Source organism: Sphingomonas sp. 28-62-20, assembly GCF_002281505.1.
Genome location: NZ_NCGH01000007.1, coordinates 36,209 through 50,183, shown reverse-complemented (window position 1 = coordinate 50,183; position 13,975 = coordinate 36,209). Strand labels below are relative to the sequence as shown.

General features: G+C 62.4%; 12 protein-coding genes. 2 read left to right on the top strand and 10 right to left on the bottom strand.

Going from position 1 to position 13,975, the window contains the following annotated elements; all coding sequences use genetic code 11:
• Positions 1–12: 12 nt before the first annotated feature.
• Positions 13–1,044, bottom strand: a complete 1,032-nt coding sequence (locus B7Y43_RS06860) for a glycoside hydrolase family 68 protein (protein WP_374130887.1) — start codon at positions 1,042–1,044, stop codon at positions 13–15.
• 224 nt (positions 1,045–1,268) lie between these two features.
• On the opposite strand from B7Y43_RS06860, the gene B7Y43_RS06855 reads away from it, so the two are divergent.
• On the top strand, positions 1,269–2,624 hold the full coding sequence (locus B7Y43_RS06855) for an MFS transporter (protein WP_374130886.1): 1,356 nt from the start codon (positions 1,269–1,271) through the stop codon (positions 2,622–2,624).
• Positions 2,625–2,665: 41 nt separating this feature from the next.
• Here B7Y43_RS06855 and B7Y43_RS06850 read toward each other — a convergent pair whose 3' ends face one another.
• Positions 2,666–3,298 (bottom strand): TetR/AcrR family transcriptional regulator, encoded by a 633-nt coding sequence (locus tag B7Y43_RS06850; RefSeq protein ID WP_374130885.1) that lies wholly within the window; start codon positions 3,296–3,298, stop codon positions 2,666–2,668.
• A gap of 115 nt (positions 3,299–3,413) precedes the next feature.
• Between B7Y43_RS06850 and B7Y43_RS06845 the strand changes: the two genes are divergently transcribed.
• Complete coding sequence (locus B7Y43_RS06845; protein WP_374130884.1) at positions 3,414–5,759, top strand: TonB-dependent receptor; 2,346 nt, start codon at positions 3,414–3,416, stop codon at positions 5,757–5,759.
• Positions 5,760–5,795: 36 nt separating this feature from the next.
• Here the strand turns inward: B7Y43_RS06845 and B7Y43_RS06840 are convergent, their stop codons facing one another.
• The 8 genes from B7Y43_RS06840 to B7Y43_RS06805 form a co-directional block, all read right to left on the bottom strand.
• Positions 5,796–7,367, bottom strand: a complete 1,572-nt coding sequence (locus B7Y43_RS06840; RefSeq protein ID WP_374130883.1) for a peptide chain release factor 3 — start codon at positions 7,365–7,367, stop codon at positions 5,796–5,798.
• 90 nt (positions 7,368–7,457) lie between these two features.
• Positions 7,458–8,273: an EcsC family protein gene (locus B7Y43_RS06835; protein WP_374130882.1), complete on the bottom strand. Its 816-nt coding sequence runs from the start codon at positions 8,271–8,273 to the stop codon at positions 7,458–7,460.
• A gap of 76 nt (positions 8,274–8,349) precedes the next feature.
• On the bottom strand, positions 8,350–9,243 hold the full coding sequence (locus B7Y43_RS06830; RefSeq protein WP_374130881.1) for an aldose 1-epimerase family protein: 894 nt from the start codon (positions 9,241–9,243) through the stop codon (positions 8,350–8,352).
• Entirely contained in the window at positions 9,233–9,658 is a 426-nt protein-coding gene (locus tag B7Y43_RS06825) for a hypothetical protein (protein WP_374130880.1), read from the bottom strand. The genes B7Y43_RS06830 and B7Y43_RS06825 overlap by 11 nt, the downstream gene beginning before the upstream one ends.
• Before the next feature lie 24 nt (positions 9,659–9,682).
• Entirely contained in the window at positions 9,683–12,085 is a 2,403-nt protein-coding gene (pheT, locus tag B7Y43_RS06820) for a phenylalanine--tRNA ligase subunit beta (protein WP_374130879.1), read from the bottom strand.
• Positions 12,082–13,173, bottom strand: a complete 1,092-nt coding sequence (gene pheS / locus B7Y43_RS06815; RefSeq protein ID WP_374130878.1) for a phenylalanine--tRNA ligase subunit alpha — start codon at positions 13,171–13,173, stop codon at positions 12,082–12,084. The genes pheT and pheS overlap by 4 nt, the downstream gene beginning before the upstream one ends.
• A gap of 94 nt (positions 13,174–13,267) precedes the next feature.
• Positions 13,268–13,633 carry a 50S ribosomal protein L20 gene (rplT, locus tag B7Y43_RS06810; protein ID WP_374130877.1) on the bottom strand — a complete coding sequence of 122 codons (366 nt, stop codon included), beginning with the start codon at positions 13,631–13,633 and terminating at the stop codon, positions 13,268–13,270.
• 17 nt (positions 13,634–13,650) lie between these two features.
• Entirely contained in the window at positions 13,651–13,866 is a 216-nt protein-coding gene (locus B7Y43_RS06805; RefSeq protein WP_374130876.1) for a 50S ribosomal protein L35, read from the bottom strand.
• Positions 13,867–13,975: the final 109 nt, after the last annotated feature.

Below are 13,975 nucleotides of genomic sequence, written 5' to 3'. Positions count from 1 at the left end.
CGGTGCAATCAATCATTGCGGCACCAGCGTGGCAACATCGCCTTCCAGCGCGAGCTGGAGCACGGGGGCCGGTCCGCCGACAAAGGCCGCGCGGCGCGCGAGAGCATCAGGCGGCGTGTCGCCCGTTTCCGGCAGATCAGCGAAACTCCAGACCGAAAGATCCGGCAGGACCTGAAAGCTATAGGCCTGGGCCGGGGCAGACGCCGGATTGGCAAATACCAGCCCGGTGCCGTTGATCGGCCGCCAGGCGCCACCCCAGTGATCCGCCACCACGCCATAAAGCCCCGTCGGGCCACGCGGCCCGGCGGGGGCAAAAACCTTGGCCTGGGTTGACCAGAATAAATAGACCGCGCCGCGATTGATGATCGTATGCGGGCGTTCGAGTTCGTTGTTGAGCCCTAGCGCTGATATGATCGGCGGTTGCAGCGCCCAGCCGTCGCCGATCCAGCGCGCCGCCCCAACCACCCCGTTCCAGGATGATTGCGCGCCGGCAGCAGAAGCAGTGAACAGCAGCCAATCCTGGCCGTCGGTATGCCGAAAGAAAAACGGATCGCGAAACGCCTTGATCGTGCCGATCCCGCCCCCCCCGGCCATCTCAGTTTCATACTCGACGCCATCGGGGCGGACGCATTCCGTTACGGTGTGCCAGGGGCCGATCTGCGGCAACCCATCCATGATGCACAGCGCAGCCGTCGCTTCGAACAAGCGCTGTGACATGCTGATCGACCCTTCATGCCGTTCCCCGACGGCGGTAAAGAATTGCCGCAGTGAATCGCCGCTATCGGCCAGAACGGCGGAGCCAGACCATTGACGGCTCCCCGGCGCGTCGTCCGCCGGGAAGAGCGGGCCCAGATCGCGCCAGCCTGCGTCCGTTCGGTGGAACAGTCGTAACCGCGCGACGGCGTGGCGATCTTCGGGATCATCGGACCGCGCTGCGGTCAGCGCGATGACCAGCTGGCCACCCGCGATGCTGGCGATCGCGCCCGTCGGGGTCAGCACCGGCCAATGATCCCACACATCATGTCCAGGCAGAATATCTGGCACTACCGCACGCCCAAAAGCCGGCGCGACCGACAGTGTGCGCGGACAAATGGAGGCAATGTGATCAGGCTGCCAGAGGAACGGGGTCATTGTCGCTAGGGCCTGCTCGCGGTAAAGGGCGCATCGAAGCGTCACGAATAGGCGCGTTGCAAACCTTTGCAATGGCAAAAGCCCTTGTGCTACCGCTGGCCTGTAGGCAGGCTCAAGCCCTGCCGCGAGGAGAGACGATGACTGCAGATGGTGCGCTCCAGCCTCGAATCGAAACCCAGCCCAAGCCTCGGTTAAGTTTGGGACGTATCGTCCAGATGAACCTCGGTTTCCTGGGGTTGCAGTTCAGTTTTGGCCTGCAACAGGCCAATATGGGGCCGATCTATAGCTATCTCGGCGCCAGCGAAGCGAGCATGCCATTTTTGTGGCTGGCGGGCCCGATCACCGGTTTGCTCGTGCAGCCCATTGTCGGTGCGCTTAGCGACCGAACGGTGACGCGGATCGGGCGACGCACCCCCTATTTCCTGATCGGCGCCGTGCTGTGCAGCATCGCGTTATTCGCCATGCCGTACAGCCCGGCATTATGGGTTGCGGCCAGCTTGTTGTGGCTGCTCGACGCCGCCAATAACATCACCATGGAGCCCTATCGGGCCTATGTCGGCGATCGCCTGGACGAGACGCAGCGCCCAATTGGTTTCCTCACGCAGAGCGCATTTACGGGGCTGGCCCAGACGCTTGCCTATCTCGCCCCGTCGATTTTTGTGTGGTTTGGCATGAACGCCGATGCGGTCGATGCGCACGGTATCCCCGATGTCACCAAGCTGGCCTTTGCGATCGGCGCGGTGCTGTCACTCAGCACGATCCTATGGTCGGTGTGGCGCGTCCCCGAATTGCCACTCACGCCGCCGCAACTGGCGCAGATGCGTGATCGGCCGATGTCGATCGCGACCACCTGGCGCGACTTTGCAGAGGCGGTGCGCGACATGCCGCAGCCGATGCGTCGGCTGGCAGTGGCGATGTTTTGCCAGTGGTTCGGGATGTTTTGCTATTGGCAATATGCCGTGCTGTCCCTCGCCCGCGCCTTTTTCGAAAGTGGGACAGCAGAGGCGGTGCGCGATGCCACGCTGATCAACAGCCGGCTTGGCGGCTTTTACAACGCGATTGCCTTTGCGGCTGCCCTGATGCTGGTGCCGCTCACGCGTAAGCTTGGCGCAGGTCCGGTCCACGCCGCCTGCATGACGGCGGCAGGCTTTGCGATGCTGGTCCTGCCAACGATCACCAACGAAGCCTGGTGCTATCTGCCCATGCTGGGCATCGGCCTGGGTTGGGCCAGCCTGATGGGGACACCCTATGTGATGCTGGCCGATTGCATTCCGCCAGAACGGACGGGCATTTACATGGGCATTTTCAACATGTTCATCGTCATACCGATGCTGGTCGAAAGTCTGACCTTGCCGTTTTTCTACACACCGGTGCTTGGCGGTGATCCGCGCCATGTCATCATGTTGGGTGGGGCGATGATGCTGATAGCGGCGCTGGCGACGTTGCGCGTCGGGCGGTCAGCGCCCGCCGTAGCGGTGGCGGCTGCAGGATAGCGCTGGCGAAATCGCCGGGATTTGTTTTCGCCGCATCCGGCTCAGCGCAGGGCAATGCCATGGGCGAGCAGACCGGCGATCACATCGGCGACGGATTCCGCACTGCGTTCATTGCCCCAAACGCCGAAACGCAGGCCCAGGAACACATTCATGCCCATGATTGCCCAGGCAAGCACTTCGGGCGCGTCGCCACGCACTTCGCCGCGTGCTGCCGCCGCCTCCAGCCGCTGGCTGATTCGATCGGCTGTGATCTGGTAATGGTCCCGAAAACTGGCGGGATCGACGAATTCTGCTTCGTCGATGATGCGATAAATTTCCTTATGGCCACGCACGAAATCGATAAAGCTCAGCAACCCGGCGCGTTCGGCGGCGATCTGATTGGGCGCAGCGCGGATATGGGGCGTGACATAATCACGGACCTGATCCGACATATCGCGCACCAGCGCGCGAAACACCGCGTCCTTGCTGTCGAAATAGGTGTAGAAACTGCCCAGCGCGACGCCGGCCCGGCGCGTGATTCCGCTGATTGACGTGTCGTGAAATCCGCGCTCGCCAAACTCGATTGCAGCAGCGTCCAGAATCGCGCGGAGCGTCCGGCGGCCACGGTCGGTGCGCGGTGCCTTGCCTGCGCTGGCGGCGGATAGTGTTGCAGATGCGGCACGCTCACCGGCCATTCATTTGCTCCCCTCAAGTCCCAAGTTGAATCATGGTTCAGGTTTCAGTATAGCGTCTACCAACGGCGTTCAACCCATCAGAGGTGCACGCCACTTTGGAGGGGAGAATATCAACATGTCACGTCATCCTTTATCCGTCCGCAGCCTGTTGCAGCTTGGCGTTGCCCTTGGCGCGCTGTGTGCGACGCCGGTTCTTGCCCAAAGCGCCCCGAGCGCAACCCAGGCCGATCGCCCAGCGGAGGACGATGGTGAAATCCTCGTCACTGCCCGCCGCCGCGAAGAAAGCGCAATCGACGTACCGATCGCGATCACCGCGTTTTCCGGGGCACAGCTCGACCAGTCGGGCGCTGCCGACATTACCGATATTGGCAACTACACCCCCAACGTGACGCTTGAAGTGTCGCGTGGCACCAGCTCGACGCTCACGGCCTTTATCCGTGGTGTTGGCCAGCAGGATCCGGTCGCCGGGTTCGAAGCTGGCGTTGGCATCTATCTTGACGATGTCTATCTCAATCGCCCGCAGGCAGCTGTGCTCGACATTTATGACGTCGAGCGGATCGAAGTGCTGCGCGGGCCGCAGGGCACGCTCTATGGCCGCAACACGATTGGCGGCGCGATCAAATATGTCACCAAGCGCCTGGCCGATGTGCCCAGCCTGACGCTGCGCGGCTCCTATGGCAGCTATAATCAGGCGGACGGCATTGCCAGCGGCAGCGTGCCGCTTTGGGATGGCAAGGTGAAGCTTGGCGGTGCGATCGCGCGCCTGAGCCGCGATGGCTTTGGCACGAACCTGACGACCGGCGAAGAGAATTACAACAAGGACATCTGGGCCGGTCGCGGCACGCTCGAGATCGAGCCAAGCAGCGATGCCTTTTTCCGGGTGACGGGCGATTACACGCATGATCGCACCAATGCGCGCGGTGGCCACCGGCTGATTCCCGGTCTTGTGTCGCGTATTCCAGTGCTTGCCAATGTGTTTGACACTCGGGGCGGGCTCAACAGCCCCCGCCAGGATGTCGTCGCCTGGGGCATTACTGGCTTTGGTGAGGTGCATCCTGCGGATTGGCTGACCTTCCGCAGCATCACCTCCTATCGCCAGGATGATAGCGCAACGCCGATCGATTTCGATGCGCTGCCCGCCGTCGACGTTGATGTGCCCGCTTTTTACAACAACAATCAGTTCAGCCAGGAAATCCAGTTCCTGGTCGAAACCGGCGGGTTCAACGGCCTGATCGGCGCTTATTATCTCGATGCCGGATCGCGGACGGTCTTTGATGTCCGCCTTCCCGGCACCGTCACCGCGCTCACCTTTGGCAATGTCCGCACCGATACTGTGGCGGTCTTCGGCGACTTTACCTATGATCTGAACGACATGTTCAGCGTCTCGGCGGGCGGTCGGTATACCTGGGACAATCGCCGGTCGCAGATTCAGCGCAACGTCTTTCTTGGCGCGTCGCCCTTTTTCGGCGGCACCACCAACCCGATCGTGCGGCAGACCGATTTCCGGGGTACGCTGAACTTCAAACAGTTCACGCCGCGCGTCTCGGTGAGCTTCAAACCCAATGCCAATAACACGCTCTATGCGAGCTATGCCGAGGGCTTTAAGGGCGGTGGCTTCGATCCGCGCGGTGTTGGCACGGCGGCGCCCGATCTCAATGGCAATGGCCGGGGTGGTGCATTGGGTGACCAGGACGACATCTTCAACTTCCTGTCGTTCGATCCCGAAGACGTGCGTACCTATGAAATCGGCTATAAGGCGTCGCTGTTCGATCGTCGGCTGAACATCGCTTTTTCGGCCTTCCATTCCGATTATCGCAATGTGCAGATTCCGGGTTCGGTTGGTATTGTCGTTGGGGGGATCCAGACCTTTGCCGGGATCACCACCAATGCCGGCTTGGCGCAGATTCGCGGCATTGAATTTGAAGGCAACGCCCTGCTTGCCAAGAATTTTGGCACGCCTGGCGGCCGAGTGAACCTGGCCTGGACGGTCGGCTATCTCGACGCCAAATATAAATCCTATATCGATTCGCGCGGTCTTCAGGTTGCCAATCGGCGCGCGGTGCAGAACACGCCGGATTGGACGGCCAGCGCCACGCTTGGCTATGACGTGCCGATCAACGATGGGTCGCTCAATCTCGGCGCGACCGTTTCTTATCGCGGCGATTCGCAGCAGTTCGAAATTCCCACCGCGATGCTTGATCAGCCCGGCTTCGCGCTGTTCGATGCCAATGCGGTATGGACGATCAACAAGACCTTCTCGGTCGGGCTGCATGGTCGCAATCTGTTCGACAAACGCTACATCGTCGCTGGCTATAACTTCCTGAGCCAGAATGCCGATACCGGCGTGTTTAATCGCAATGCTGCGGGCAACTTCATCTCGACCTTGGGCGCAGATGGCGTGCTGACGGCCTATTATGGCAACCCGCGTCAGGTGACGCTGACCGCGCAAGTGAAGTTCTGATCGATTGATCGCGGTGCGGCCGATGCCGCACCGCGATCACCGCTCGCGCGTGGCGGCGAATTTCACTTTGGGATAGCGATCGACGATATAGCCGACCTCCCAATTGCTCTTGGCCATGAATACGGGATTGCCGTCGCGATCCTTGGCCATTGCGCCGCGATTCAGGTCGATGAAGTGCTTCAGGTCGGCTGGCTCCTCGGCTGAAATCCAGCGCGCGGTTTCGAACGGCGCCATTTCCAGCCCGGCATCGACTTTATACTCCGCCTCCAGCCGCGACAGCAGCACTTCGAGTTGCAGCTGGCCAACCACGCCGATGATCCAGTTGCTGCCAATGTCGGGGTAGAAAACCTGGGTCACCCCTTCCTCGGCCATGTCGTCGAGCGCCTTGCGCAGCTGCTTGGTCTTGGTCGGGTCCTTCAGCGCCACGCGGCGCAGGATTTCGGGCGCGAAATTGGGCAGGCCCGTAAAGCGCACATCGGCGCGTTCGCTCAGCGTATCGCCCACCCGCAGCGTCCCGTGATTGGGGATGCCGATGATGTCGCCGGGAAACGCTTCATCCGCCAGTTCACGGTTCTGCGCGAAGAACAATATCGGCGAATGGATGGCGATCGGCTTGCCATGCCCCGTTGGGGTCAGCTTCATGCCGCGTTTGAAGGTGCCCGAGCAGAGCCGCATGAAGGCGATACGGTCACGGTGTTGCGGGTCCATGTTCGCCTGCACCTTGAAGACGAAGCCGGTGACATCGGCGCGGTCGGGTGAGACGGGGGCGGGCTCAGCGGGTTGCGGGCGCGGGCCGGGCGCGTGGCGCGCAAGCGCATTGATCAGCTCGCCGACGCCGAAATCCTTCAGCGCTGATCCGAAATAGACCGGCGTCTGGTCACCGGCGCGGTAAGCCTCGGCATCGAAACTGCCATAGCCGCCCAGCGCCAGCTCGGCATCGTCGCGCAATTTGGCCAGGCCGACCGGCGACAGCACAGCCGCCAGCGCGGGATCATCCAGCCCAGTAAAGTCTGCCGCCTTGCCCAGAAATTCGCGGCTGCCGCCCTCTGGTTGCATAAGCCGGTTGGCCTGGAGATCATAAATCCCCTCAAACTCACCGCCCATCCCGACTGGCCAGCTCATGGGTGTGACATCAAGCGCCAGCATTTCAGCAATCTCGTCGAGCAGGTCAAAGGCATCGCGTCCCTCGCGATCGACCTTGTTGACGAAGGTGATGATCGGCACCGATCGCAACCGGCACACTTCGAATAACTTGCGCGTCTGCGCCTCGATCCCGCGCGCGGCATCGATCACCATCACCGCCGAATCGACGGCGGTCAGCGTGCGATAGGTATCTTCGGAGAAATCCTCATGCCCCGGCGTGTCGAGCAGGTTGAAAGTGATCCCGTCCTTCTCAAACGTCATCACCGACGAGGTGACGGAAATGCCGCGCTGCTGTTCGATCTTCATCCAGTCGGATCGGGCACGCCGGTTCGCCCCACGCGCCTTCACTTCGCCCGCCAGATGGATCGCGCCGCCGAAATAGAGCAGCTTCTCGGTCAGCGTGGTCTTGCCGGCATCGGGGTGGGAGATGATCGCGAAGGTGCGGCGGTCGTTCAACTGGGTCATCGCGCGCGACTACGCGGGCGACGCGTCCAAGTCGAGAGCATCGCCCACGTCAGCGCTGATTCGCCGTGCGCCGCATCGGGCGGCGGCGCGTTATCGCCTCTTCTTGTTCTTTTGCTTGCGCCGCTCGCGCTCCAGATCAACGACCCGCGCGAAACAGGCTAGGATCTCCTTTGGCGTGTGATCACTGGAAAGCTGACGCAAGCGAAAATTTACATGCGCCATGCGTTGATAATAGCCCATGAACGCGCTGTTGATTGCTGCCCCGGCCACCGCCCCCACCAATGGCGCGGCCCGCGTCAACAGGCCTTCGCTCAGCGTCTTGCCGAGTTGGGGCACGACCGCGCGAATCGTTGCCGATACCGATTGGTGGCTCAGCGCGATTCGGCCGGCCCATAACGCTGTATCGAGGCTGTCGTCATCGACCAGCGGCCCGCCCGTCCCGAAGACGGCGATACAATGGGCGCGCACATCCGGATCATCGAGATCCTCGCCATAGCTGATGGCGATTTCCTGAATCGATCGCAGCACGAGCGTGGTGGTGAAGGCCAGATCAGCGAGCGTCGTGGCAATACCCCCGGCACCGCCAATCGCCCCGGCGACGCCCGCCAGAAAACGATGAAACCCCTCCCGATTCAGTATTTTCCGGCCACGTTTGTGGCGGCGGCCATGGGTTGAAAAGGCAATGGCATAGGACTGGCGCAGCGCCAGATCGACCACGCCCTGCAGCTTGTCCTCAAAATTATCCGGCAGCCAATCGATCAGCTTGTCCGCGCCTTCACCCGCCTTGGCGGCAAGCAACAGCAGACCACCGCCGGCATCCTCATGGATTTCGGCGATCTTCATCAGCTCTGCGAGTTCGGACTCGGTAAAGGCCGCGCAGGCATTTCCCGATTCGCTATCGGCCATACGCGCTTCCCTTCGCGCGGAACCTATCGCGCTTGGGGGGGATGGCAAGCATTCTCGTTAACCATATCGGGAATCGCTATCCCGAAACGGTCACGCGCATTTCGATCCGATGCTGCGCTGCGGGGGCAAGCATCATCACCCCGGGCTTGTCACAGAAATCGCCCTGATAGCCGACCGGATCCGCGATGCCTTGCCAGGGTTCAATGCAAATATAGTGCGCGCCGGGCTTGGTCCAGATGCCCAGCCGGGGGGTATCGGGAAAGCTAATGTCGAGCTGCGGGCCCGTGTTTGCGCCATAGCAGAGCTGCCGCGAATGAATCGGGTTCCAAATCAGCGCGTCACGTTCGAACAGCGCATCGGCGAGGCGGAGTATTTTGCCGTCGACCGGGGTCGGGCGATCTTCGGCGATCAATCCCTCTGGGGTCAGGCCTTTCAGCATATCGGGCTCTTGGGTTTCAAAGGCGATGCGGTGATCGTCCCGCGGGTGGCCATAGGGCAGCGGCCAGGCAAAGGCCGGATGCCAGCCAAAGCTGAACGGCATGGGCGTATCGCCGCTATTGCCGATCGTCGCGGTCATCACCAGCGTCGCGTCCGCGATCGCAAAGCTGATCTCCAGCAGAAAATGAAACGGAAACTGGGCGTAAGTCTCGACATTATCCGTCATCCTAAAGGAGGCGGTAGTGCCGGTCACATCGACGGGATCGAACATTGATCGCCGGGCAAAACCATGTTTCTCCATCCGATAGGAGTCGCCGTCCAGCCACAGCACATCGTCATTCAGTCGCCCAACGATGGGGAACAGGATCGGCGCGCGCCCCCGCCAAAAAGCCGGGTCGGCATCGGTCATCAACTCGCGGCCATCGGCATCGCGCAGCGAAGAAAGTTCGGCGCCAAAGGGGTTGATCGATGCCGACAGGGTGCCGTTCGAAAGCTGCACGAAAGGTGCTTTGTCTCTGGTCTCAGTCATCATCGCGCTGATCCACCACCGTTACCGGCAGATCAAGTGCCCAGTGGCTGCCGTCGAACAGGTCGTGCCGGTGGACGCCGTCCACCTGAAACTGAAGCTCGGTGCCAATCGGACATCCCAGGCTTGGCAGATGCTGGCGCAGCAGCGTCCGCGCGCCGTTCAGATCATGGGTGTCGACATCGACCCCGCATCCATAGATTTTTTCGATGCCATCCGCATCTTCTGGCCCGGTCGCTGTCCCCCCGCCCGACACGCACCCCAACCCAGTGAGCTGGAGTTCGGCGTCGATCGGATCGCCATATTGATCATAGCGCTCTGTTGGTCCGATGGCCTCGGGCAGCATGATGTAGATGAAATGTGGCAGGTCCTTCGGCGCTGGCGGACGCTTTTTTTCGAACATCCGTCGCAACATATCCATCCCGCATCTCCGCTTCACCGTTGGTCAGCCGCGCAACATCGCTCCCAGCTTGGCTGCGGCCGCCACCACCTTGTCAGTGATGATTTTCAGGTCCGCATCGGTGAAGCTCTTGTCGCCCGGTTGCAGCGTGATTTCAATGGCTAGGCTTTTCATGCCGGGCTCAACGCCGGTGCCGGTGAAAACGTCGAACAGCCGCGCCGCCGTAATTGCTGCCTTGTCCGCACCCTTGACCGCGCGCACCAGGGCATCGGCGGCAAGTGTGTCGGACACCAGGAACGCGAAGTCGCGCGTGACCGATTGCAGTACGGGCGGGGCATAGGCCGGGCGCATAAAGCCGCCCTCGCCCTTGGCCGATCGCTTGGCCGGGATGGCATCAAGATAGAGCTCAACGGCGGCGACTGGGCCATCAAGGTCGAACGCTTTGAGGGTCAGCGGGTGCAGCATGCCGAAGCTGGCCAGCACCGTTTTTGGCCCCAGCCGTAACGTGCCCGATTGCCCCGGATGCCATGTCTCGCCCGCTTCCCCGAACACCTGGAGGTTATCGACGGGCGCGCCCGCTTCGGCGAGCAGCGCGAGTGCTTCGGCTTTGGCATCGAACGCGTCGAACGCCACAGCCTTGCCGCTTTGCCAGCCACGCGCGCGCTTGTCGCCCGCCAGCACGACGCCAAGCGTGGCGCGTTCGGCATCGGCCAGATAGCGGCGACCGACTTCAAACAGCCGCACGCTGGCGGCCCCGCGCTTCAGGTTGCGCTCGGTCGCGGCGAGCAGGCCGGGCAGGAGCGAGGGCCGCATGACCTTCAAATCCTCGCTGATCGGGTTGGCAACCCGCCATTCGAAATTGCCAGCGCTGCGGAACGGGGCCACTTGCGCGTCGGACAAAAAGCTCCAGGTGATCGCCTCGTTCAGCCCCCGTGCGGCGGCGGCGCGACGGACGCGGCGCTCGAGCTTTTGCTCGGGCGTAGCGGTTGGCCTGGCAACGCCCGCCGCACGCGGCAGCGGGGTTGATGGCACCTTGTCGATGCCTTCGATGCGGATGACTTCCTCGACCAGATCGGCCGATCCATCGACATCGCGGCGCCAACTCGGCGGCGTGACCTGCCAGCTGTCGGTCACACCAAAGCCCAGGCTTTCCAGGATCGTGCGCTGCCGCAGCGGATCAATCGCTAGCCCGCCCAGCGTTTCGGCGCGGCCGGGATCATAGCTGATCGTGCGTTCACCCAATGGGGGCGTGCCGGCGCGCGTCACGGCGCTCGCCGTGCCGCCGCAATGTTCAAGCACTAGCCAGGTTGCGATTGCCAGCCCTTCATCAAGGAACGCCGGATCGACGCCGCGCTCGAAGCGGGTGCGCGCGTCGCTGGTCAGCAGCAATTTCTGCCCCGTCCGGGCGATGCTCTCGGGGTCGAAATAGGCGCATTCGATCAGCACATCGGTCGTCGTCTCGGCAACGCCGGTTTCTTCGCCGCCCATGATGCCGCCAATGTCATGGACCTTCTCGTCATCGGCGATGACGGTCATGCCCTCGTCGAGCGCATAGGTCTTGCCGTTGAGCGCGACCACGATCTCGCCGCTGCGTGCTTTCCGCGCGACCAGCCCGCCGACCAGCTTGGCCTGGTCATAGACGTGCAGCGGACGCCCGAGATCGAACATCACGAAATTGGTGATGTCGACCAGCACCGAAATCGGCTTTTGCCCGATTGCCTTTAGCTTGGCCTGCATCCAGGGCGGCGATGCGCCATTGGTGACGCCCGCCACCGTCTGCGCATAAAAGGCCGGGCAGCCATCGGCGTCCTCAGTCCGCACATCGGGGCCGGGGCCTTCGCCCGCGACCGAGGCCGCCGCCATGCGATAGACATCGGCAAGCGGGCGTAGCGTGCCCATCCCGCCCGCCGCCAGATCGCGCGCAATCCCGCGCACGCCCATGCAATCCTGCTTGTTCGGCGTCACCGACACGTCAATGACGGGATCGGTCAGCCCGGCATAATCGGGATAGGCGGTGCCGACCGGTGCGTCGTCGGGCAGCTCGATGATGCCGTCATGGTCATCGCCCAGCTCCAGCTCTCGGGTTGAGCACATCATGCCATTCGACACGACGCCCCTGATCTCGGCGACCTTCAGCACCATGCCGTTAGCAGGCACAGTGGCACCGGGCGCACCGAACACACCGACCAGCCCAGCGCGGGCATTGGGCGCGCCGCACACCACCTGCATCGGTCCGTCACCGGCATCGACCGACAGCACCTGCAGCTTGTCCGCCTGCGGGTGGCGTTCGGCAGAAAGCACCTTGGCGACGCGGAACGCGGCGAGCTTTTCGCCGGGATGCTCGACGCCCTCGACCTCAAGCCCAATGCGGGTGAGTGCCAGGACGATCTCGTCGAGGCTCGCCGTCGTCTCCAAATGCTCTTTGAGCCAGCTCAGCGTGAACTTCATGCGCCGACTCCCGCGGACAAGGTGGGTACGTCGAGGCAGGAGAAGCCATAATGCTTCATCCAGCGCAGATCGCCGTCGAAGAACGGGCGCAGATCGTCCATGCCATATTTCAGCATCGCCAGCCGATCGATCCCACAGCCGAATGCAAAGCCCTGCCATTCGTCGGGATCAAGCCCGCAGGCGGCGATCACCTTGGGGTGGACCATGCCGCTGCCGAGCACTTCCATCCAGCCGCCATTCTCCGTATCGCCGCCGCCGCCGATCACGCGCTTGCCGTTCTGCACGGTGAAGCCGACATCGACCTCCGCCGATGGCTCGGTGAAGGGGAAATAGCTCGGGCGCAGCCGCAGCACGACATCGTCGCGCTCGAAAAACGCCTTGAGGAAGGTCTCGAGCGTCCATTTCAAATGGCCAAGCGTGATGCCCTTGTCGATCACCAGCCCTTCGACCTGATGGAACATTGGCGTGTGCGTGGCATCACTGTCCGATCGATAGGTGCGACCCGGCGCGATGATGCGAATCGGCGGCGCTTGCGTCATCATCGTGCGGATTTGAACGGGGCTAGTGTGCGTGCGTAGCACTATTGGCCGTTCATGCTCGCCCGCGAGGTAGAAAGTATCGTGCATCGCCCGCGCCGGATGCGTCTCGGGGATGTTGAGCGCGGAGAAGTTATGCCAATCGTCCTCGATCTCCGGCCCCGTTGCGACCGCGAAACCCAGATCGGCGAAGATTTCGGCGAGTTCGTCCATCACCTGCGAAACGGGGTGGATACTGCCGACCAGTGCCGGTTCAGCAGGCAGCGTCATGTCGATCGTCTCGCGCGCCAGCCGCGCGTCGAGGTCGGCGCGTTCCAGTGCTGCCTTTCGGGTCGCGATTGCGGCCGTGATCGCCTCGCGCAGGCCGTGAATTGCCGGCCCCTTCGCCTGACGCTCCTCAGGTGTCATCGCGCCAAGCGACTTGAGTAGGGTGGTGATCACCCCCGTTTTGCCCAGGGCCTGAACCCGCACCGCATCAAGTGCGTCGAGCCCGCTCGCGGCATCGATCGCGGCAAGCATGTCGGTCTGCATCTGGTCTAGGTCGGTGGTCATTGCATTCCCGTCCGTCATTCGCCTGCGTCCGATAACGAAAAGGGCGCGGGTGGCAATCCACCCGCGCCCCTTATTGGCGTGCTGCTCAGTCCGCTCAGGCGGCCTGGGGCAGGGCCGCCTTCGCCTGAGCGATGATGCCGCTAAACGCTGCGCCTTCGTGCATGGCGATATCGGCCAGGACCTTCCGGTCGAGTTCGACACCAGCCAGCTTCAGGCCGTGCATGAACTGGCCATAAGTGAGGCCTTCCATGCGGACGGCGGCGTTGATACGCTGGATCCAGAGCGCCCGGAACGAGCGCTTCTTTACCTTGCGATCACGATAGGCATATTGCCCGGCCTTTTCGACGGCCTGGCGGGCGATGCGGATCGTGTTCTTGCGACGGCCATAATAGCCCTTCGCTGATTCCAAAATCCGCTTATGTTTGGCGCGGGTGGTTACACCCCGTTTGACGCGTGCCATTTCCTAAATCTCCTAGCTCAACCGAGGCCGTAAGGCGCCCAGGCCTTCACGGTTGCGGTGTCGGCCTTTGACAGGACCTTGGTGCCGCGGTTCTGGCGAATATATTTGCCGTTATGGCTGATCAGCCGGTGGCGCTTGCCTGCGACACCATGTTTCAGCTTCCCGGTCGCCGTGAGCTTGAAGCGTTGGGCATTTTCGTCTCCTTGTTTGCGCGACGATTTATGAACGGCCACGGCAGCCCATACCGGCCGGGCAGTTCCTCTTACTCGCGGAAAGGCGGGCGCATAGACGAAGCCTTTGGCCTTTGCAACCAGCGGCAGCGATATCGCCGCCGCCGTGGCG